At 64.6% G+C, this 18,562-nt stretch carries 16 protein-coding genes; 10 read left to right on the forward strand and 6 right to left on the reverse strand.

The genetic code is table 11. The annotated features are described in order from the left end of the window. The first annotated feature begins 105 nt into the window (after positions 1 to 105). The 3 genes from F604_RS0101945 to F604_RS0101955 are packed head-to-tail and all read left to right on the forward strand — an operon-like array spanning position 106 to position 5,346. On the forward strand, positions 106 to 2,397 hold the full coding sequence (locus F604_RS0101945; protein ID WP_019550199.1) for a 3-hydroxyacyl-CoA dehydrogenase/enoyl-CoA hydratase family protein: 2,292 nt from the start codon (positions 106 to 108) through the stop codon (positions 2,395 to 2,397). 12 nt (positions 2,398 to 2,409) lie between these two features. Beyond that, entirely contained in the window at positions 2,410 to 3,603 is a 1,194-nt protein-coding gene (locus F604_RS0101950; protein WP_019550200.1) for a thiolase family protein, read from the forward strand. A 9-nt stretch (positions 3,604 to 3,612) separates the two neighbouring features. Further along, positions 3,613 to 5,346, forward strand: a complete 1,734-nt coding sequence (locus F604_RS0101955; protein WP_019550201.1) for an acyl-CoA dehydrogenase family protein — start codon at positions 3,613 to 3,615, stop codon at positions 5,344 to 5,346. 87 nt (positions 5,347 to 5,433) lie between these two features. On the opposite strand, the gene cysS is transcribed toward F604_RS0101955, so the two are convergent. Further along, the gene (gene cysS / locus F604_RS0101960) at positions 5,434 to 6,879 is read right to left on the reverse strand and encodes a cysteine--tRNA ligase (protein WP_019550202.1); all 1,446 of its coding nucleotides are present in this window, start codon (positions 6,877 to 6,879) and stop codon (positions 5,434 to 5,436) included. Between the two features lie 36 nt (positions 6,880 to 6,915). On the opposite strand from cysS, the gene hslO reads away from it, so the two are divergent. From hslO to F604_RS0101980, 4 genes are read left to right on the forward strand one after another with little or no spacing between them, the layout of a single operon-like run. After that, positions 6,916 to 7,938, forward strand: coding sequence for an Hsp33 family molecular chaperone HslO (hslO, locus tag F604_RS0101965; protein WP_019550203.1), 1,023 nt, complete (start codon positions 6,916 to 6,918; stop codon positions 7,936 to 7,938). Positions 7,939 to 7,950: 12 nt separating this feature from the next. Continuing rightward, positions 7,951 to 8,352 carry a universal stress protein gene (locus F604_RS0101970; RefSeq protein WP_019550204.1) on the forward strand — a complete coding sequence of 134 codons (402 nt, stop codon included), beginning with the start codon at positions 7,951 to 7,953 and terminating at the stop codon, positions 8,350 to 8,352. Positions 8,353 to 8,411: 59 nt separating this feature from the next. After that, positions 8,412 to 9,941: a cation:proton antiporter family protein gene (locus F604_RS0101975; RefSeq protein ID WP_019550205.1), complete on the forward strand. Its 1,530-nt coding sequence runs from the start codon at positions 8,412 to 8,414 to the stop codon at positions 9,939 to 9,941. 43 nt (positions 9,942 to 9,984) lie between these two features. Continuing rightward, entirely contained in the window at positions 9,985 to 11,226 is a 1,242-nt protein-coding gene (locus tag F604_RS0101980; RefSeq protein WP_019550206.1) for an O-acetylhomoserine aminocarboxypropyltransferase/cysteine synthase family protein, read from the forward strand. 117 nt (positions 11,227 to 11,343) lie between these two features. Here the strand turns inward: F604_RS0101980 and F604_RS0101985 are convergent, their stop codons facing one another. Together F604_RS0101985 and F604_RS13005 are read right to left on the reverse strand one after the other, a co-directional pair. Continuing rightward, the gene (locus F604_RS0101985) at positions 11,344 to 12,570 is read right to left on the reverse strand and encodes an aminopeptidase (protein ID WP_026328917.1); all 1,227 of its coding nucleotides are present in this window, start codon (positions 12,568 to 12,570) and stop codon (positions 11,344 to 11,346) included. Between the two features lie 32 nt (positions 12,571 to 12,602). Continuing rightward, entirely contained in the window at positions 12,603 to 12,740 is a 138-nt protein-coding gene (locus F604_RS13005; RefSeq protein ID WP_019550208.1) for a hypothetical protein, read from the reverse strand. An 82-nt stretch (positions 12,741 to 12,822) separates the two neighbouring features. Between F604_RS13005 and F604_RS0101995 the strand changes: the two genes are divergently transcribed. Continuing rightward, positions 12,823 to 13,749: a pyruvate:ferredoxin (flavodoxin) oxidoreductase gene (locus F604_RS0101995; RefSeq protein ID WP_019550209.1), complete on the forward strand. Its 927-nt coding sequence runs from the start codon at positions 12,823 to 12,825 to the stop codon at positions 13,747 to 13,749. Here the strand turns inward: F604_RS0101995 and F604_RS0102000 are convergent. Further along, positions 13,715 to 13,963, reverse strand: a complete 249-nt coding sequence (locus F604_RS0102000; protein ID WP_019550210.1) for a hypothetical protein — start codon at positions 13,961 to 13,963, stop codon at positions 13,715 to 13,717. The genes F604_RS0101995 and F604_RS0102000 overlap by 35 nt on opposite strands. A gap of 32 nt (positions 13,964 to 13,995) precedes the next feature. Between F604_RS0102000 and polX the strand changes: the two genes are divergently transcribed. Further along, on the forward strand, positions 13,996 to 15,723 hold the full coding sequence (gene polX, locus F604_RS0102005; protein ID WP_019550211.1) for a DNA polymerase/3'-5' exonuclease PolX: 1,728 nt from the start codon (positions 13,996 to 13,998) through the stop codon (positions 15,721 to 15,723). Here the strand turns inward: polX and F604_RS0102010 are convergent. Next, positions 15,701 to 16,372 carry a type-5 uracil-DNA glycosylase gene (locus tag F604_RS0102010; RefSeq protein WP_015717200.1) on the reverse strand — a complete coding sequence of 224 codons (672 nt, stop codon included), beginning with the start codon at positions 16,370 to 16,372 and terminating at the stop codon, positions 15,701 to 15,703. The genes polX and F604_RS0102010 overlap by 23 nt on opposite strands. A 96-nt stretch (positions 16,373 to 16,468) precedes the next feature. Then, positions 16,469 to 18,034, reverse strand: a complete 1,566-nt coding sequence (locus F604_RS0102015; RefSeq protein ID WP_015717199.1) for an acyl-CoA carboxylase subunit beta — start codon at positions 18,032 to 18,034, stop codon at positions 16,469 to 16,471. Positions 18,035 to 18,107: 73 nt separating this feature from the next. On the opposite strand from F604_RS0102015, the gene F604_RS0102020 reads away from it, so the two are divergent. Then, complete coding sequence (locus tag F604_RS0102020) at positions 18,108 to 18,530, forward strand: hypothetical protein (RefSeq protein WP_019550212.1); 423 nt, start codon at positions 18,108 to 18,110, stop codon at positions 18,528 to 18,530. Positions 18,531 to 18,562: the final 32 nt, after the last annotated feature.

Genomic DNA, 18,562 nt, shown 5'->3' on the forward strand with positions numbered 1-18,562 from the left:
CGGAACCGATTGTTTTAGAGGGGGTTGAAGGCTTGAGTGTCAAACGTCCGGTTTGACAAGCCCTCTTTGCTGCCGTAAACTTTGACTCAGTATAAGGAGGTGGCCATGATCAAGAAGGTAGGCGTGGTGGGCGCGGGAACCATGGGGAGCGGGATTGCCGCTTTGGTGGTAAGCGCCGGGATCCCGGTGGTCCTTTTGGACATCCCGGGCGAGAGAGACCGGAACGAGCTGGCCAAAAGGGGCCTGGAGAGGGCCTTGAAGGCCAAGCCCGCAGCCTTCATGGACCCCGATCTGGCCCGCTATGTGGAAATCGGCAACACTGAGGACGACCTGGGGAAGCTGGCGGACTGCGACTGGGTGGTGGAGGCCATCATCGAGAAGCCCGAGCCCAAGCGGGCCCTTTACGAGCGACTCGAGGCCATCCTAAAACCCACGGCCATCATCAGCTCCAACACCAGCGGAATCCCCATGCGGGTGCTTTTGGAAGGCCGATCGGAGGCCTTTCGCCGCCGCTTTTTGGGCACCCACTTCTTCAACCCGCCCCGCTACCTGCACCTCTTGGAGCTGATCCCCACCCCTGAAACCGACCCAGAGGTCTTAAGGGAAATCCGGCGCTTCGGCGAGCGCATCCTGGGCAAGGGCACGGTCCTGGCCAAGGACTCCCCGGGCTTCATCGCCAACCGGCTTGGGGTTTACGGCATGGTGCAGGCGGTGCGCCTTATGGAAAAGCACGGCCTCAGCATCGACGAGGTGGATGCCCTCACGGGGCCCCTACTGGGCCGCCCCAACTCCGCCACCTTCCGCACCGCCGACCTCACGGGGTTGGATGTGCTCAAGCTGGTCACGGAGGAGCTTTCCCAGGCCACGGGGGAGGACTTCGCCCTGCCGGAGTGGGTTCTGCGCCTGGTGGCGGAAGGCCGGCTTGGGGAGAAGGCGGGTGCGGGGTTTTACAAACGGGTAAACGGGGAGATCTACACCCTGGATTACCGCACCCTGGAGTACGTGCCCCGGGCCAAGGTGGACCTCCCGGAGCTTAAGGCCCTTCGGGACCTGCCCCTGGCGGAAAGGCTTCCGAAGGTGGTGGAGCTTCCCGGCAAGTACGGGGCTTTCCTCAGGGAGCTTTTCGCCCGCACCGCCCACTACACCTTGGAGAAGGCTCCCGAGATCGCCTACGACCTGGTTTCCGTGGACCAGGCCCTGGAGTGGGGGTTTGGCTGGGAGGAGGGGCCCTTTAAGAACATGGATGCCCTGGGCCTCGAGGGCCTAAGGAAGCTTCTCGCTGAGCATGGCCTTTCGGAACCCGAGCTTCTTAAGAAGGCCCAGGGGGGCTTTTACCGTAACGGCACCTACCTGGGCTTTGACGGCACCTACCATCCCCTGCCCAAGAGGGAAGGGGTGGTCTCCCTTAAGGCCCTTAAGTCCGAGGGGAAGGTCCTCCTGGAAGGCAAGGAGGCCGCGCTATTGGACCTGGGGGACGGGGTGGCCCTTCTGGAGTTCCGCACCAAGATGAACGCCATCGGGGAGGGTGTGATCCGCATGCTCCAGAAGAGCCTGGAGTACATGGAGGAAAAGGGGTACTTGGGCCTGGTGATCGGCAACGAGGACCCAAGGGCCTTCTCCGCCGGGGCCAACCTGGCCTTGATCCTCTCCTTGGCCCAGGAGGGCGAGTGGGATGAGCTCGCCTTGGCGGTGCGGCAGTTCCAGAAGGCTTCCATGTCCTTGCGCTATAGCCCCTTCCCGGTGGTGGTGGCTCCCTTCGGCCTGACCCTGGGAGGTGGGGCGGAGTTTGCCCTCCATGCCGATAGCGTTCAGGCCCACGCCGAGCTTTATATGGGCTTGGTGGAGGCTGGCGTGGGGCTTTTGCCCGCTGGGGGGGGCACCAAGGAGATGCTTTTCCGCTTCACTCAGGAGCTCGAGCCCTACGAGGAGGCGGATCCCTTTGAGGGGGTGAAGAGGGCCTTCAACCTCATCGCCTTGGCCAAGACCTCCACCAGTGCCCTCGAGGCCCGCAAGATGGGCTTCTTAAGGGAGCGGGACCGGATCAGCATGAACCGGGACTTCCTCATCGCCGACGCCAAGCGGCGGGTTTTGGAACTCGCCCCCGATTACCGCCCGCCCCTGCCTCCGAGGATACGGGTCCTGGGAAGCGAGGCCTTGGGCAACCTTCGCTACGCTGTCTGGTCTTTCCGCGAGGCGGGGGAGATCACGGATCACGACATGAGGATCGGCCTGGAGATCGCCTACGTCCTTTCCGGCGGGGAAGGCCCGGTGCGGGAGGTTTCCGAGTGGGACCTTCTGGACCTGGAGCGCGAGGCCTTCTTGAAGCTCCTCGGCACCCGTAAGACCCAGGAGCGGATCGCCTACACCTTGAAGACGGGCAAGCCCCTTAGGAACTAAAGAGGTGGAACCATGCGGGAAGCGGTAATCGTTAGCGCAGTGCGGAGCCCCGTGGCCCGGGGCAAGAAGGATGGAGCCTTGGCCACCTTGCATCCCGTGGACCTCTCGGCCCAGGTGATGCGGCAGGCGGTGGAGCGGGTGGGCCTGGAGCCGAAGGAGCTCGAGGATGTCCTCTGGGGTTGCGCCATGCCCGAGGCAGCCCAGGGGCTGAACATCGCCCGCCTGGCCCTTTTAAGGGCGGGCTTTCCCGTGGAAGTGGCGGGAGCCACCATCAACCGCTTTTGCTCCAGCGGCCTCCAGACCATCGCCATGGCTGCCCAGGCGGTGATGACCGGCATGGCGGATGCGGTGCTGGCGGGTGGGGTGGAGATGATGAGCCAGGTGCCCATGTCGGGCTACCACACCCGCCTCCACCCCGACCTCACCCCCACGGAGTGGACTCCGGAAGGGTACTCCACCTATATCGGCATGGGCTTCACCGCCGAGAGGGTGGCGGAGCGCTTTGGCATCAGCCGGGAGGACCAGGACCGCTGGGCCCTGAGAAGCCACCAGAGGGCGGCCCAGGCCTGGGCCGAGGGTCGGTTTACCGAGGTAGTGCCCATCCGCGTACCCAAGGTGCGCTACCAGGGAACCAAGAAGGTGGTGGAGGAAACCCTGTTTGAACGGGACGAGACCGTGAGGCCCGAGACCTCCCTGGAGGCCTTGGCCAAGCTCCGGCCTGCTTTCAAAAAGGGCGGCACCGTGACGGCGGGGAACGCAAGCCCCTACTCCGATGGGGCGGCGGCGGTGGTGGTCATGAGCCGGGAGAAGGCGGAGGCCCTGGGCCTGAAACCCTTGGCCCGCTTCATCAGCTTCGCCGTGGCCGGGGTGGAGCCGGATGTCATGGGCATAGGCCCCATCAAGGCGGTGCCCAAGGCCCTGAAGCGGGCAGGCCTGAGCCTGGACCAGATCAGCCTCATCGAGTTCAACGAGGCCTTCGCCGCCCAGGTACTGGCGGTGATGCGCACCCTGGAAATGCCCGAGGAGAGGACCAATGTGAACGGCGGGGCCATCGCCCTGGGACACCCTTTGGGGGCCACGGGGGCCAAGCTCACCGCCCAGCTCATCGCCGAGCTGGGCAAGCGGGGCGGAGGGTATGGTTTGGTCACCATGTGCATTGGAGGCGGCATGGGTGCCGCTGGGGTTTTTGAGGTGTATCCAGCGTAGGAGGGAGCCATGACGGAGGAGAAAAAGCTTTGGCAGAAGGGCGGCGGCTGGATCCTGGAGAGCCCGGAAGCGATCTATACCCCGGAGGACTTTGACGAGAGCGTCAAGGAAATTGCCCGCACCACCCGCACCTTCGCGGAACGGGAGGTGCTACCCCTTTTGGAGCGGATGGAGCACGGGGAGCTCGAGCTCAACGTGCCCCTCATGCGGAAGGCAGGGGAGCTCGGGCTTCTCGCCATTGAGATCCCCGAGGAGTACGGGGGGCTGGACCTGCCTAAGGTGGTCTCCACCGTGGTGGCTGAGGAGCTCGCGGGCACCGGGGGGTTTTCCGTCACCTACGGGGCCCACACCTCCATCGGCACCCTGCCCCTGGTCTACTTCGGCACCGAGGAGCAGAAGCGCAAGTACCTTCCCAAGCTGGCCAGCGGGGAGTGGATCGCCGCCTACTGCCTCACGGAGCCGGGCTCGGGCTCGGATGCCCTGGCGGCCAAGACCCGGGCCACCCTTTCGGCGGACGGCAAGCACTACATCCTGAACGGGGTCAAGCAGTGGATCTCCAACGCGGGCTTTGCCAACCTCTTCACCGTCTTCGCCAAGGTGGACGGGGAGCACTTCACCGCCTTCTTGGTGGAGCGGGATACTCCCGGGCTTTCCTTCGGTCCCGAGGAGAAGAAGATGGGCATCAAGGCCTCCAGCACCCGCCAGGTGATCCTCGAGGATGTGAAGGTCCCCGTGGAAAACGTCCTGGGGGAGATCGGCAAGGGGCACAAGATCGCCTTCAACGTCCTCAACGTGGGCCGGTACAAGCTGGGGGCGGGGGCGGTGGGCGGGGCCAAGCGGGCCCTGGAGCTTTCCGCCAAGTACGCCAAGGAGCGCCACCAGTTCGGCCGGCCCATCGGGAGCTTCGGCCTGATCCAGCACAAGCTGGGGGAGATGGCGAGCCGCATCTACGCCGCCGAAAGCGCCGTCTACCGCACCGTGGGCCTGATCGACGAGGCCCTTCAGGGCAAGAAGGGGCCTGAAGCGGTGATGGCGGGGATCGAGGAGTATGCGGTGGAGGCCAGCATCATCAAGGTGCTGGGCTCCGAGGTGCTGGACTACGTGGTGGACGAAGGGGTGCAGATCCACGGGGGCTACGGCTACTCCCAGGAGTACCCCATCGAGAGGGCCTACCGGGATGCTCGCATCAACCGCATCTTTGAGGGCACCAACGAGATCAACCGCCTCCTCATCCCCGGGATGCTCCTGAGAAGGGCCCTGAAGGGGCAGCTACCCCTCTTCCAGGCGGCCATGAAGCTTCAGAAGGAGCTTCTGGAGCCGAGCTTTGAGGAGCCCGAGGACCTCGAGGCCCACCAGGTGGCGGCGCTCAAGAAGCTCGCCCTCATGGTGGCGGGCCTTGCGGCCCAGAAGTACGGGCAGAAGGTGGAGGAGGAGCAGGAGGTCCTTGGGGCGGTGGCGGATATCCTGATCGATGCTTACGCCGCCGAAAGCGCCCTCCTGAGGGCCAGGAGGCTTGGGGGGGTTGCGCCTGCCATGGCCCGGCTCTACCTGCTCCAAGCTCTGGACCGGGCCCAGGCCTGGGCTCTTTCCGTCCTGCCCCGCTTGGTGGAAGGGGATGAGGCCCGGGTGGTGTACTCCGCAGCCCGGAGGCTCACCAAGCATGAGCCCGTGGACCTGGTGGCCTTGAGGCGGGAGGTGGCGGGGGCGGTCCTCGAGGCGGAGGGCTACCCGATCCCCCACTGAACCTGGGCGTTTCCCTGCCGGGGCCAGGCCCCGGCAGGGGTTGTTATTGGGTTGCCTCCGCTACCCCGTGGACCTGCTTTGGTTAGGCTACTCCAGGCCAATCCGCCACTTGGGGCCTTCCTTGGTGTCCTCCACGATGATGCCCAGGGATTTGAGCCTTTCCCGGATCAGGTCGCTTTTGGCGTAATCCTTGGCCCGCCGGGCTTCTTCCCTAAGTTCCAGAAGAAGGGCGACTAACCCCTCCAAAAGGGGCCCGGACACCTTTTCCTCCAGCACCCTTTCGGGGAAGAGGCCCAGGATGCCTTCCCCCAGAGTGTGGAAGACCTGGGCGGTTCGCCTTAGGGTGTCCCTCTTGGCCTCAGGGAGAAGCTTGTTGAGCTCGGGGAGGAAGGTGAAGAAGGCGGCCAGGGCCTCTGGGGTGCTGAGGTCGTCCTCTATGGCCTCCAGGAAATCCTTTTCCAGGGCATCCAAGGCCCTTTCCAGCTCCGGGGTGGTGCCAGGGTAAGCCGCATTCAGGCGGGTTCGCACCTCGCGGTAGGCCTGGAGGAGGCGGGCATAGCCTCGCTTGGCTGCCTCGAGGCCCTCCCAGGTGAAGTCCATGGGGCTTCGGTAGTGGGTTTGGAGGAGGTAAAAGCGCAGGGCCATGGGCTCGTGGGCCTTAAGGAGGTCGTGGAGGAGGACCAGGTTCCCCGTGCTCTTGGCCATCTTTTCCCCTTCCAGAAGCACATGGTTGTGGTGCATCCAGTGGCGGGCGAAGCGGTAGCCCGCGGCCTCTGCCTGGGCGATCTCGCACTCGTGGTGGGGAAACTGGAGGTCTATGCCCCCGGCGTGGATGTCAAACCCTTCTCCCAGGTACTTGAGGCTCATAGCGGTGCACTCGATGTGCCAGCCCGGGTACCCCTCCCCCCAGGGGCTTTTCCAGCGCATGATGTGGCCGGGCTCGGCGGCTTTCCAAAGGGCGAAGTCTAGGGGGTCCTCCTTCTCCTCCCGCACCTCCACCCTGGCCCCGGCTCTAAGCTCCTCCAGGCGTTTTCCCGAAAGCTTTCCGTACCCAGGAAAGGCCCGCACCCGGAAGTAGACGCTACCCTTTCGCTCGTAGGCGAAACCCAGCTTTAAGAGCCTTTCCGTGAGCTCGATCTGCTCCGGGATATGACCGCTGGCCCTAGGGGCGATGGAAGGTCGGAGCACGTTTAGGGCGGTGATGGCGTCAAAGTAGCTCCAGGTGTACTTCTCCGCCACCTCCATGGGTTCGAGCCTTTCCAGCTTGGCCCGGCGCTCAATCTTATCCTCCCCCTGGTCGGCGTCGTCGGTAAGGTGGCCCACGTCGGTGATGTTGGAGACGAAGCGCACCCGGTAGCCTTGGTGGAGCAGGTAGCGGCGGAGCACGTCGTAAACAATGGGTCCCCGGGCATGGCCCAGGTGGGGGTCGGAGTATACGGTGGGGCCGCAGACATAGATCCCCACGTGCCCCGGGGTGGCGGGGGTGAAATCCACTTTGCTCCTTTGCAAGGTGTCGTAGATGCGCAGACCCATATGGGGGATTATAGGCCCATGGCATAATGGCGGGGTATGGGCAGGATCCTGAGGGGTTTGGCAGGGGGTGGCCAGCTTAGGGTGGTGGCCGCAGACACAGGGGATGTGGTGGAGGAAGCCCGGCGCCGCCACGGGCTTTCCCCCACGGCCACCGCCGCTTTAGGCCGGGCCATGACCGGGGCCTTGCTGCTGGCGCAGCTCCTCCTAAAGACGCCCAAGGAGCGGATAACCCTGCGCATCGAGGGCACGGGGCCCTTGGGCGGGCTCGTGGCCGAGGCGGATGCGGCTGGAAACGTCCGGGGGTACGTGCGAAACCCGAGGGCGGAGGTGCCCTTGCGGGAGGATGGGAAGCTCAACGTGGGGGAGCTCCTCGGGGCCGGGGTGTTGCGGGTGGACCGGAGCCTTCCGAATGGGGAGGTTTACACCAGCACGGTGCCCCTGGTTTCCGGGGAGATTGCCGAGGACCTCGCCCACTACCTTTGGCAGTCGGAGCAGATTCCCTCCGCCGTCCTCTTAGGGGTGCGGGTCAAGGGGGAAGGGGAGGTGGAGGTGGCGGGGGGTGTGGCCATCCAGGTGATGCCGGATACTCCCGAGGAGGTTCTTTCCCGCCTCGAGGCCAACCTGGCGGGTTTGAGCGGCATCACGCCCCTCTTGCGGGAGGGTTTGGAGGCCGCTGTGGAGAGGCTTCTTGCTGGCTTGGGTTTTGAATGGACGGATCTCAAGGCCCTGGGCTACCCTTTAAACGAGATCCCCGCCCGCTTCCGCTGCCGTTGCAACCGGGAGAAGGCCCTCGAGGCCCTGGTCTTCTTCACCCCGGAGGAACGGGAGGACATGATCGTGAAGGACGGGGGAGCGGAGGTGGTCTGCCACTGGTGCGGGGAAGTGTACCGCTTCTCCCCGGAGGAGATCCGCTCCCTGGTGGCGGAGGTGCGCTGCCCCGACTGCGGCACCCTTTGGCTGTATCCCAAGGCGGACGGCACCCTTTTCCGGATCGAGGGGGATACCTGCCGTTGCGGACGTAAGGTGGAAATTCCTTCGGAAAAACGGGCCCAGGCCTGATAAGCTGAGGCCATGTTCAAGACCATCCTCCTGGCTTATGACGGTTCGGACCATGCCAAGCGGGCGGCAAGGATAGCCAAGATGGAAGCCGAGGCCCATGGGGCCAGGCTGGTGGTGGTTCATGTCTATGAGCCTGTCCCCGACTACCTGGGGGAGCCCTTGCTAAAGCGGCGCCTGGAGCTGGCGGAAAGTGTCCTCGAGGAGGCCCGGGCCCTCACCGGGGTTCCCAAGGAGGACGCCCTTCTCCTCGAGGGGCGCCCAGCGGAGGCCATTCTGGAAGCGGCCATAGGGGAGAAGGCCGACCTCATCGTCATGGGTACCCGGGGCCTTGGGGCCATCGGTAGTCTCTTCCTGGGGAGCCAAAGCCAGAAGGTGGTGGCGGAAGCTCCCTGCCCTGTGCTTTTGGTGCGCTGAGGGCCGGGCGGACTAGGGACTTAAAGCCTGCACGGGTTTGAACCTTACAGGTAGCCCCCATGGGAAGCATTATTCTTCTTGCCTATCTGGCTGGTGTGCTGGTAGCGCGCCTAGGCCTGCCCGCCTTCTTGGGTTACCTGGGCATTGGGGCGGCTTTGAAGCTTGTGGGCTTCGCCGGGGATCCGCTTTTAGGCTTCTTCGCGGAGCTGGGAGTCTACCTTTTGCTCTTCACCGTGGGCCTGGGCGTGCGCCTAGACCGCCTGGTGCGCAGGGAGATTTGGGCTACCGGCGTTTTTCAGCTCCTTTTGCTTCCGGTTTTCATGGCCGCCCTTTACGTCTTGGGGCTGGCGCAAAACCCCTTGGCCCTCTTGGTATTGGCTGTGGCCCTTATCAACCCCAGCACCGTGCTCCTAGCCCGGGTGCTTCAGGACAAGGGGGAGCTTGCCGCCTTGCACGGGCAGCTGGCTTTGGGGATCTCGGTCTTCCTGGACGTGGTATCCCTAGTCCTGCTTATCCTGGTGGGGTTCCAAGGGGTCGGGCCTTTGGGTTTCTCTGTCTTGGCCCTTCCTTTGTTGCGACCGCTACTGGCCCGCTTGTTTCACCTGGCACAAAGTGCGGAACTCAAACTCCTTTTGGGCGTGGGGCTGGCCCTTTTGGGGGCGGAGCTGGCCCGGTTTCTTCAGGCCCCAGAGGCCCTGGGGGCTCTTTTCATGGGCTTGGGGTTGTCCCGCTACCCGGGGGTGGGAGAGGTGGCGGAAAGGCTTTGGGCCTTGAGGGAGATATTTTTGGTGGCCTTTTTTATTTGGGCGGGAATGGCCGTGGGCCCCGACGGCGTTCTTGCGGGGTTGGTTCTCCTGCTCCTTCTACTCTTGAAGCCGGTTTTTCTCTTCCTTCCCCTGGTCCGGCAGGGGTTCAGGGCCCGTAGCGCCTTTTTGGTGGGGGTGGGGTTGGGAACCTACTCGGATTTTGGCCTGGTGGTGGCGGGAGTACTCCAAGGGCTAGGGCAGATGACGCCCCAGGGGGTAGGGGCGGTAGCCCTAGCCGTGGGGGGCTCGTTCCTTTTGGGAGCTCCTTTACTCCAGAGGGCTCACTTCCTTTACGAAAGGTGGAAGTCTTGGCTTAAAAGGTGGGAGAAGCCTGGCTTGCACCCCGACGAGGAGCCCCGGGGAGCCTTGGGGGCGAGGTGGCTGGTGGTGGGCATGGGGCGGACGGGGACAGCGGCCTATCGCTTTTTGGAGGAGAAGGGGGAAAAAGTCTTGGGCTTGGATAGCGACCCCGCCAAGGTGGAATACCACACCGCCAAGGGCCGGCGGGTGCTCTATGGGGATGCCGAGGACCCAGCCCTTTGGGAGGGGTTGGAGCTAAATGGGGTAAAGGGGGTGATTCTGGCGCTTCCGGACCTCGAGGCCCGCCTTAGGGCCGCCCGGGCTTTGCGGGCCAAGGGGTTTGGGGGCGTGGTGGGGGCGGTGAGCTATGCCAAGGAGGAGGACGCTCCCCTTAAGGGGGCGGGGGTGGACGTGGTTTTCCACCCCCTCCTGGAAGCAGGGGAGCGCCTTGCCGAGCGGGTTTTGGAAAAGGGCGGGGCCTAGTTGAGGGTGTCCCTTCCCTTGTGGGCGGGGTACACTAAGGGGCATGAAGTACGAAACCCTGGCTGTGCTTTCAGGCCTTCCGGAGGAGGACCCCCACGGGGCGGTGGGTCTTCCCATCTACGCGGTGGCCGCCTACGGCTTTAAGACCCTGGAGGAAGGAGCAGAGCGCTTTGCCAGTGGGGAGGGCTACGTCTACGCCCGGCAGAAGGACCCCACCGGCAAGGCCCTGGAGGAGCGGTTAAAGGCCCTGGAAGGGGGCATGGAGGCCTTGGTCTTCGCCTCGGGCCAGGCGGCCACCTTTGCCGCCCTTTTTTCCCTCCTGCGCCCGGGGGATGAGGTGGTGGCGGCCAAGGGGCTTTTCGGCCAGACCATCGGTCTTTTCCAGCAGGTCCTGGCTCCCATGGGCATAAGGGTGCGCTATGTGGAGCCCGAGCCCGACCGGGTACGGGAAGCCCTCACGGAGAGGACCCGGGCCATCTTCGTGGAGACCATGGCTAACCCTGCCCTGGTGGTGCCGGACCTCGAGGGCCTGGCCTCCTTGGCCGAGGAGAAGGGGATCGCCTTGGTGGTGGACAACACCTTCGGGGCCGCTGGGGCCTTGGCCAAACCCTTAAGGTGGGGGGCCCACGTGGTGGTGGAAAGCCTCACCAAATGGGCAAGCGGCCACGGTTCCGTGCTGGGAGGGGCGGTGGTGGTGAGGGAAAGCCGCATCTGGCAAAACTATCCCCAGTTCCTGGAGAAGGATGCCAGGGGCCAGGTTCCCTGGGAAGCCTTGGGACCTCGGTGTTATCCGGAGCGGGTGCGTACCCTGGGGCTATCCCTTATGGGTATGGCCCTTTCCCCCTTCAACGCCTACCTCCTGTTCCAGGGCTTGGAAACGGTGGCCTTAAGGGTTAGGCGCATGAGCGAAACCGCCCTGCGCCTGGCCCAGGCCCTGGTGGACCATCCCAAGATCCAGTCCCTTCGCTACCCCGGCCTGCCCGAGGATCCGGCCTACCCCATGGCCCGGAAGTACCTGGCCTCAGGCGGGCCCATGCTCACCCTGGACCTGGGAAGCGAGGAGGCGGCAAGCCGCTTCCTTAAGGCCATTCCCTTGCCCAAGGCCGCCAACCTGGGGGATGCCCGTACCCTGCTGGTGCATCCCTGGACCACCACCCATAGCCGCCTTTCGGAGGAGGGGAGGCTTCAGGCGGGGGTTACCCCGGGGCTGGTGCGGGTTTCCGTGGGGCTGGAGGATCCCGAGGATCTTGTGGCTTGGTTCCGGGAGGCCTTGGAAGGGGCCTAGGGGGGAAGAAAGGCACAAGTATGTGGTATCGTGAAGCTGTGCACTAACTCGCCACCCGAAGCCTAGATCCCGCCAGTGGGATTTCCACGGCGGGATCCTCTAGGAAACTCCCAGCTTTCAGATCACCCAAAGCCCCTCGCGCATGAGGGGCACGCGGGTACCATCCTGCAAAATCCCATCCACCTGCATCTCCATAGAGCCGATCATCCAGTCGATGTGCACCAGGCTTTCGTTGGCCCCGCGCTTCCGGAACTCCTCCCCCGTAGGGCGGCCCTCCAGGTTCTCCGCATAGGCCTGGCCAAAGGCGATGTGGCTGGCGGCGTTTTCGTCAAAAAGGGTGTCGTAGAAGACCAAACCCGTTCGGGCGATGGGGTTGTCGGCGGGTACCAGGGCCACCTCTCCCAGCCTGCGGGCTCCCTCGTCGGTGGAGAGGACCTTAAGGAGGACTTCCTCCCCCTTCTTTGCCCCCACCTCCACCGCATACCCCTTCTCAAACCGGGCCCAGATGCCCTCCACCAGCTGGCCCGCAAGGGCCAGGGGGCGGCTTGCCCTAACCACCCCTTCCACCCGTTCCCGATGGGGGGCGGTGAAGACCTCCTCCGTGGGCAGGTTGGGGTTGCAAAGCAGTCCCTTCTTGGTGGGCGTGGCCCCTCCTTGCCAGAGGTGGCCTTCCGCCAGGCCCACCACCAGGTCGGTCCCTGGGCCTTGGAAGTGAAGGGCGGAAAAGCGCCTTTCGTTGAGGTAGGCCACCTTCTGGTGCAGGCTGCGGTTATGGGCCTCCCAGGCGGCCACGGGATCCGGGGTATCCACCCGGGTAGCCTGGAAGATGGCTTGCCAAAGCCGGTCCACCGCCTCTTCCACCGGAAGCCCGGGGAAGACCGCCTTGGCCCAGCCGGGGTGGGCGAAGGGGACGATGGTCCAGTTGGTGACGAACTCGGTGATGGCCTCGAGGGCTGGCTTGTAGGCTCGGCTCTGGGCCTGCTGGGCCCGTCCGATGCGCTCCGGGGGAAGGCCTTCTAAGGCCTTGGGGTCATTCCCGGAAACCGCAAGCCGGGCAGCGCCTTCGCGAAAAGCCTTGGCCATGCCCTCGTAAAGCCAAGCGGGAGCCCTGTCCAGCCCCTCCTCTGGGGCCAGGGAGAGGCGCTTACGGGAAAGCTGGTTATCCCCGTAGATCACGGTAAAGAGGCTTGCCCCCTGCCCGTAGGCTTTTTCCGCCAGGAGGCGGACGAAGTCCACGGCCTCGATGGGGGCGGTGGCGATGATTTCCTGCCCCGGTTGCAGGTTGAGCCCCACCCGGATGGCCAGTGCGGCCAGCTTTTCTAGATTCTCCTGAAGCGTGCCCACGCCCTCAAGTCTTCCCTCTGGAAGGACTTTCGTCAAGGCCGGGGGCAGGTTTTGGGCCGGCCCAAGAGGAGGACGAGGGCGGCCAGCAGAAGGAAAAGTGGCCGGTAAGCCTCCCAGGCGAAAGCTATCCCCACCAGGAGCAAGGCCAAGGGGTAGCGCCACGCTGCCATGCCCTTAGCCTACACCCCGCACCGCCAAGGGGGGACATTTCTCACCCACCGGGCCCACTATGGTGGAGGAGAGGTGAATCCTATGCGCCCCATCACCGTGGACGGCAACGAGGCGGTGGCTCGGGTGGCCTACCGCCTGAGCGAGGTGGTGGCCATTTACCCCATCACGCCCTCAAGCCCCATGGCCGAGCTTTCCGACGAGTGGGCGGCCAAGGGGGAGCCCAACCTATTGGGGCTTGTACCCAAGGTGGTGGAGATGCAGTCCGAGGGCGGGGCGGCGGGGGCCCTGCACGGGGCCTTGCAGGAAGGCGTCCTCGCCACCACCTTCACCGCCAGCCAGGGGCTTCTTCTCATGATCCCCGACATGTACAAGATCGCCGGCCAAGCCCTGCCCGGGGTCATCCATGTGGCGGCCCGGGCTTTGGCCACCCATGCCCTGTCCATCTTCGGGGACCACCAGGACCTCTATGCGGTAAGGCCCACCGGCTGGGCCATACTGGTGTCAGACTCCGTCCAGGCGGCCCAGGATATGGCGGCCATGGCCCATATAGTGGCCTTAATGGCCAGCCTCCCCGTGCTCCACGCCATGGATGGCTTCCGCACCTCCCACGAGGTGCAGAAGATCGTGCCCCTTTCCGACCGGGAGCTTAAGGCCCTCTTTCCCTTCGGGGCCCTCGAGGCCTATCGGCGGCGTGCCCTGACCCCCGAGGCCCCGGTGATCCGCGGTACCGCGCAAAACCCCGACCATTACTTCCAAAACCGGGAGGCCATCAACCCCTACTACCTGCGCCTGCCCCAGGTGGTGATGATGACCTCGGCCGTCCTGGAAAAGGGGCCCGGGCACTTCCGCACCGTGCTGGAGGAGCTCAAGGCCTTTATGGAGGAAAGGGAGTACGCAAGCGTGGAGGAGATGCGGGGGGTGATGAGCTACCTTAAGGTGGCGGAACCCGCTGCCCTGGAAAGGGCCAACTACCTCAAGGTTCTGGGCTCGCATCGCCTTCTTCCCTGAGGGCGTAAAACCCCTTTCCCAGGGCCACCACCGGGCTTCTGGACCAGCGGGCCAAGGCGGAAAGCCGGATCTTGGCGATCTTTTCCGGCTCCTTCACCTCGGCCCAGAGCCCTGCTTCCTTCAGGCGGCGGCCCACCTCGGTATAGTGAAGGGGCCGGCCCTCCTGTTTTAGCATCTCCAACACCGCCTTGCGGAACCGGTCCGGTGGGGGCATGGGCAGGCCCAGTATACCCGTATAGTGAGGGCATGAGGAACCAGGAGCTGGCCCGCCTCTTTGAGGAGATCGGGCTCATGAGCGAGTTTTTGGGGGACAACCCCTTTAGGGTCCGGGCCTACTACCAGGCGGCTCGCACCCTGTACGACCTGGATACCCCCATTGAGGAGGTGGCCAAGGGAGGGAAGGAGGCCCTTTTGGAACTTCCTGGAATCGGCCCCGACCTTGCGGAGAAGATCCTGGAGTTTCTGGCCACGGGGAAGGTGAAAAAACACGGGGAGCTTGCTTCCCGCGTGCCCAGGGGCGTCTTGGCGGTGATGGAGGTGCCCGGGGTGGGGCCCAAGACCGCCCGGCAGCTCTACGACGAGCTAGGCATCGACTCCCTGGAAAAACTAAGGGAAGCCCTGGATAGGGGCGATCTCCTTCGCCTGAAGGGCTTTGGCCAGAAGAAGGCGGAGCGCATCCGGGAGGGCTTGGCCCTGGTGCAGGTGGCGGGCAAGCGAAGGCCCTTGGGGGCGGTGCTTTCCTTGGCGAGGAACCTCCTCGCTGCCATCCGGGAGCTGCCCGGGGTGGAGAGGGCGGAGCTTTGCGGGTCCGCCCGGCGGTACAAGGACACGGTGGGGGACCTGGACTACCTGGTGGCCAGCGAAAGAAGCGAGGAGGTGGTGAGAGCGTTCGTGAAGCTTCCCCAGGTGAAGGAGGTGTACGCCAAGGGGAAGGAGCGGGCCACGGTGTTTTTGAAAAACGGCCTCCAGGTGGACCTGAGGGTGGTGCCGCCCGAGAGTTGGGGCTCCGGGCTCCAGTACCTCACGGGGAGCAAGGAGCACTCCATCCGGCTTCGGAGCCTGGCCCAGGAAAAGGGTTTGAAGCTTTCTGAGTACGGGGTTTTTAGGGGCGGACAGCGCCTGGCAGGGGAGACGGAGGAAGGGGTGTACGAGGCCCTGGGGCTACCCTTCATTCCCCCTGCCTTGCGGGAGGATCACGGGGAGATCGAGGCAGCCTTGGAGGGAAGGCTTCCCAGGCTTCTCGAGCTTTCCCAGGTGAGGGGAGACTTGCAGGTCCACTCCACGTACTCCGACGGGCAGAATAGCCTCGAGGAGCTCTGGCAGGCGGCCAAGTCCCTCGGTTATGAGTACCTGGGGGTCACCGACCACTCCCCGGCGGTGCGGGTGGCGGGAGGCCCTTCCCCAGAGGAGGCTCTGAAGCGGATAGAGGCCATCCGCCGCTTCAACGAAACCCATGGTCCTCCCTACCTGCTGGCGGGGGCCGAGGTGGACATCCGGCCCGATGGCTCCCTGGACTACCCGGACTGGGTTTTGCGGGAGCTGGACCTGGTGCTCATCTCCATCCACTCAAGCTTTAAGCTTTCCAAGGCCGAGCAGACCAAAAGGATCCTGCGCGCCCTGGAAAACCCCTTCGTGCACGTGCTGGCCCACCCCACGGCCCGGCTCATCGGGAGGCGGGCGCCCGTTGAGGTGGATTGGGAGGCGGTGTTTAAAAAGGCCATGGAACGGGGCGTGGCGGTGGAGATCGATGGGTATTACGACCGCATGGACCTCCCGGATGATCTGGCCCGCATGGCCTACGGGATGGGCCTATGGATCAGCCTTTCCACCGATGCCCACCAGGTGGAGCACCTGCGCTTCATGGAGCTTGCGGTGGGCACAGCGCAGAGGGCCTGGATAGGGCCCGAGCGCGTGCTCAACGTGCTCTCCTACCCGCAGCTTACCGCCTGGCTTAAAGGCCGGCGAGGCCTTTAGCCTTTAGCAGGATTTCCAGGAACATCTCCCGGGTGAGCCTGCCCGTCTGGGTGTTCTGTCGGGAAACGTGGTAGCTGGCCAGGAGGTGGCGGCCATCCGGCAGGAGGTAGTGGGCCCCGTGGAAAAAGGGATGGGCGGACTTCTTCATGCCGAAGTGGTCCAGAAGGGCCTCGAGGGCGATGCGGCCCAAGGCCAGGTAGACCCTGGCCTCCCGAAGGAGCCCAAGCTCCACCCGGGTCCAGGCGCTACAGGCCAGGAGTTCTTCCCGGGTGGGCTTGTTCTCCGGGGGAGCGCACCGCACGGCGGCGGTGAGGTAGGTTCCGTAGAGCCTTAGGTCGTCGTGGGGCTCGCTTTCCGGATTGCTGGAGAGGCCCGCCTGGTAGAGGAGGGGGTAGAGGAAGGCTCCGGAGGCATCCCCGGTGAAGGGCCGGCCCGTGCGGTTGGAACCATGGGCCCCGGGGGCCAGGCCGAAGAGAACCAGGCGTGCCTGGGGGTCCCCGAAACCGGGGACGGGCCTGGCCCAGTAGGTCCAATCCTGAAAGGCGCGGCGCTTTTTCCGCCCCACCTCTTCCCGGTGGGCCACCAGCCGTGGGCAGCGGGTGCAGGCGGTGAGTTCCTGTTTAAAGGCATCCCACGAGAAAAGATCCATCGGCTTATAAGCATAACCCCCGCCCTAGGGCGGGGGTTATTGGGCGGGTCAAGCCAGACCCAGACCATGGTCTAGTCCCATTTTAGGCCATGCACCCTAAAGGGGTATGTTGTCGTGCTTCTTGAAGGGGCGTTCCTCTTTCTTGTCCCAGAGCATCCTCAGGTGCTGGTAGAGGATGCGGCGGGTGTGGGTGGGGTCTATGACATCGTCAATGTAACCTCGGCCGGCGGCCACCCAGGGGTTGTCAAAGGCCCGGCGGTACTCCTCGATCTTGCGGCGGCGGGTTTCCTCGGGGTTGGGGGAGGACTGGATTTCCCGCCGGTAGATGATGTTGGCGGCCCCCTCGGCCCCCATCACCGCCACCGCCGCCGTGGGCCAGGCCAGGACCACGTCCGCCCCCATGTCCTTGGAGTTCATGGCCAGGTAGGCCCCGCCGTAGGCCTTGCGGGCGATGAGGGTGATCTTGGGCACCGTGGCCTCGGCGTAGGCGAAAAGCATCTTGGCCCCGTGGCGGATGATGCCCCCATGCTCCTGGGCCACCCCGGGCAGGAACCCGGTGACATCCACCAGGGTGAGGATGGGGATGTTGAAGGCATCCATGGTGCGGATGAAACGGGCGGCCTTGTCGGAAGCATTGATGTCCAAGGCCCCGGCCATGAAGCGGGGGTTGTTGGCCACCACCCCCACGGGGTAACCGCCCAGCCGGCCCAAGCCCACGATGATGTTCCTGGCGAAGCCGGGCTGGATTTCCAAAAATTCCCCGTCGTCCAGGAGGGTCCTGATCACCTGGTGCATGTTGTAAGGCCTTTTGGCATCGGGATGGACGATGTCCAGGATCTCCGGGGTGGGGCGGAGGGGATCGTCCTTGGGTTCCACCACCGGGGGCTTTTCCCGGCTGTTTTGGGGCAGGTACGTGAGAAGCTTCTTGATGAGGTCCAGGACCTCCTGGTCGTTTTGGCCCTCGAGGTGGGCCACCCCGCTTTTCTCCATGTGCACGTCCGCCCCGCCCAGCTCCTCAAAGCTCACCTCCTCCCGGGTCACGCTCTTGATCACCTCGGGGCCGGTGATGAACATGTAGCTGGTCCCCCGGCTCATGAGGATGAAGTCGGTCATGGCGGGGCTGTAGACCGCTCCTCCGGCGCAGGGCCCCAGGATGGCGGAGATCTGGGGCACCACCCCGGAGTAGATGGCGTTGCGGTAGAAGACCTCCCCGTACCCGGAGAGGCTATCCACCCCCTCCTGGATGCGGGCCCCGGCGGAGTCGTTAAGGCCGATGATGGGAGCCCCCACCTTGGCCGCCAGGTCCATGAGGCTTGCGATCTTGCGCCCATGCATCTTGCCTAAGGAGCCGCCCAGGACGGTGAAGTCCTGGCTGAAGACGAAGACCAGCCGGCCCCCGATGGTGCCGTAGCCGGTCACCACCCCGTCCGCCGGAGCCTCAACCCCCTCCATGAGGCCGGTTTCCAGGTGCTCGGCGAAGGGCATGAGTTCCACGAAGCTTCCTGGGTCCAAAAGGTAGTCTATTCGCTCCCGGGCGGTGAGTTTCCCCTGCTGGTGCTGCTTGCGGATGCGTTCCTCTCCCCCGCCGAGAAGGATTCTTTTCCGCCTTTCCTCCAACTCAGCCAGTAGCTCATCCAGGATAAGCTTGGCGTTATCGGCCATACTGGCCGCATGATATACTAAGAAGCCGGGTTTGCTTTCACGGTAAGGGGGCCCGGCAGAGGAGGTGAGTGGAATGAAGCGCTGGTTAAGCCTGGTCCTGTTGCTGGTGGTGGCACTTCTTGTGGTATGGGCTGGCTACCAGGGCTATGCCCGCCTCCGGGCCCTCGAGGGCCAGGTCACCGCCTTGGAAACCCGCCTTCAGGCTCAGGAGCAGGTTCTTAAGGCCCTGGGAGAGCGCGTGGGGAAGGTGGAGGAGGAAGTCTTTAAGGTACCGTCCCCACCTCTTTCCCTCCCCGAGGTGCCAAAGGCCCCAAGCGCCCCCGCCTGGCCCTATGCGGTGGGCGTGGTGGTGGCGGCGGTGCTCCTTTTCTTCCTGTTGCAGCTTCTTCGCGGCAACCGGGGCAAGGAAGGGGCCGAGGGGCAGGGATCATCGGGGCAGGAGAACCACGAGGCCTCCCGTATGGAGAACGAAGGAGCTCCGCCCAAGAAGGAGTAGGGATGGACTAAAGCTCCGGGCGGGCAGGGATT

The sequence above is a fragment of the Thermus scotoductus DSM 8553 genome (assembly GCF_000381045.1).
Lineage (GTDB): Bacteria > Deinococcota > Deinococci > Deinococcales > Thermaceae > Thermus > Thermus scotoductus.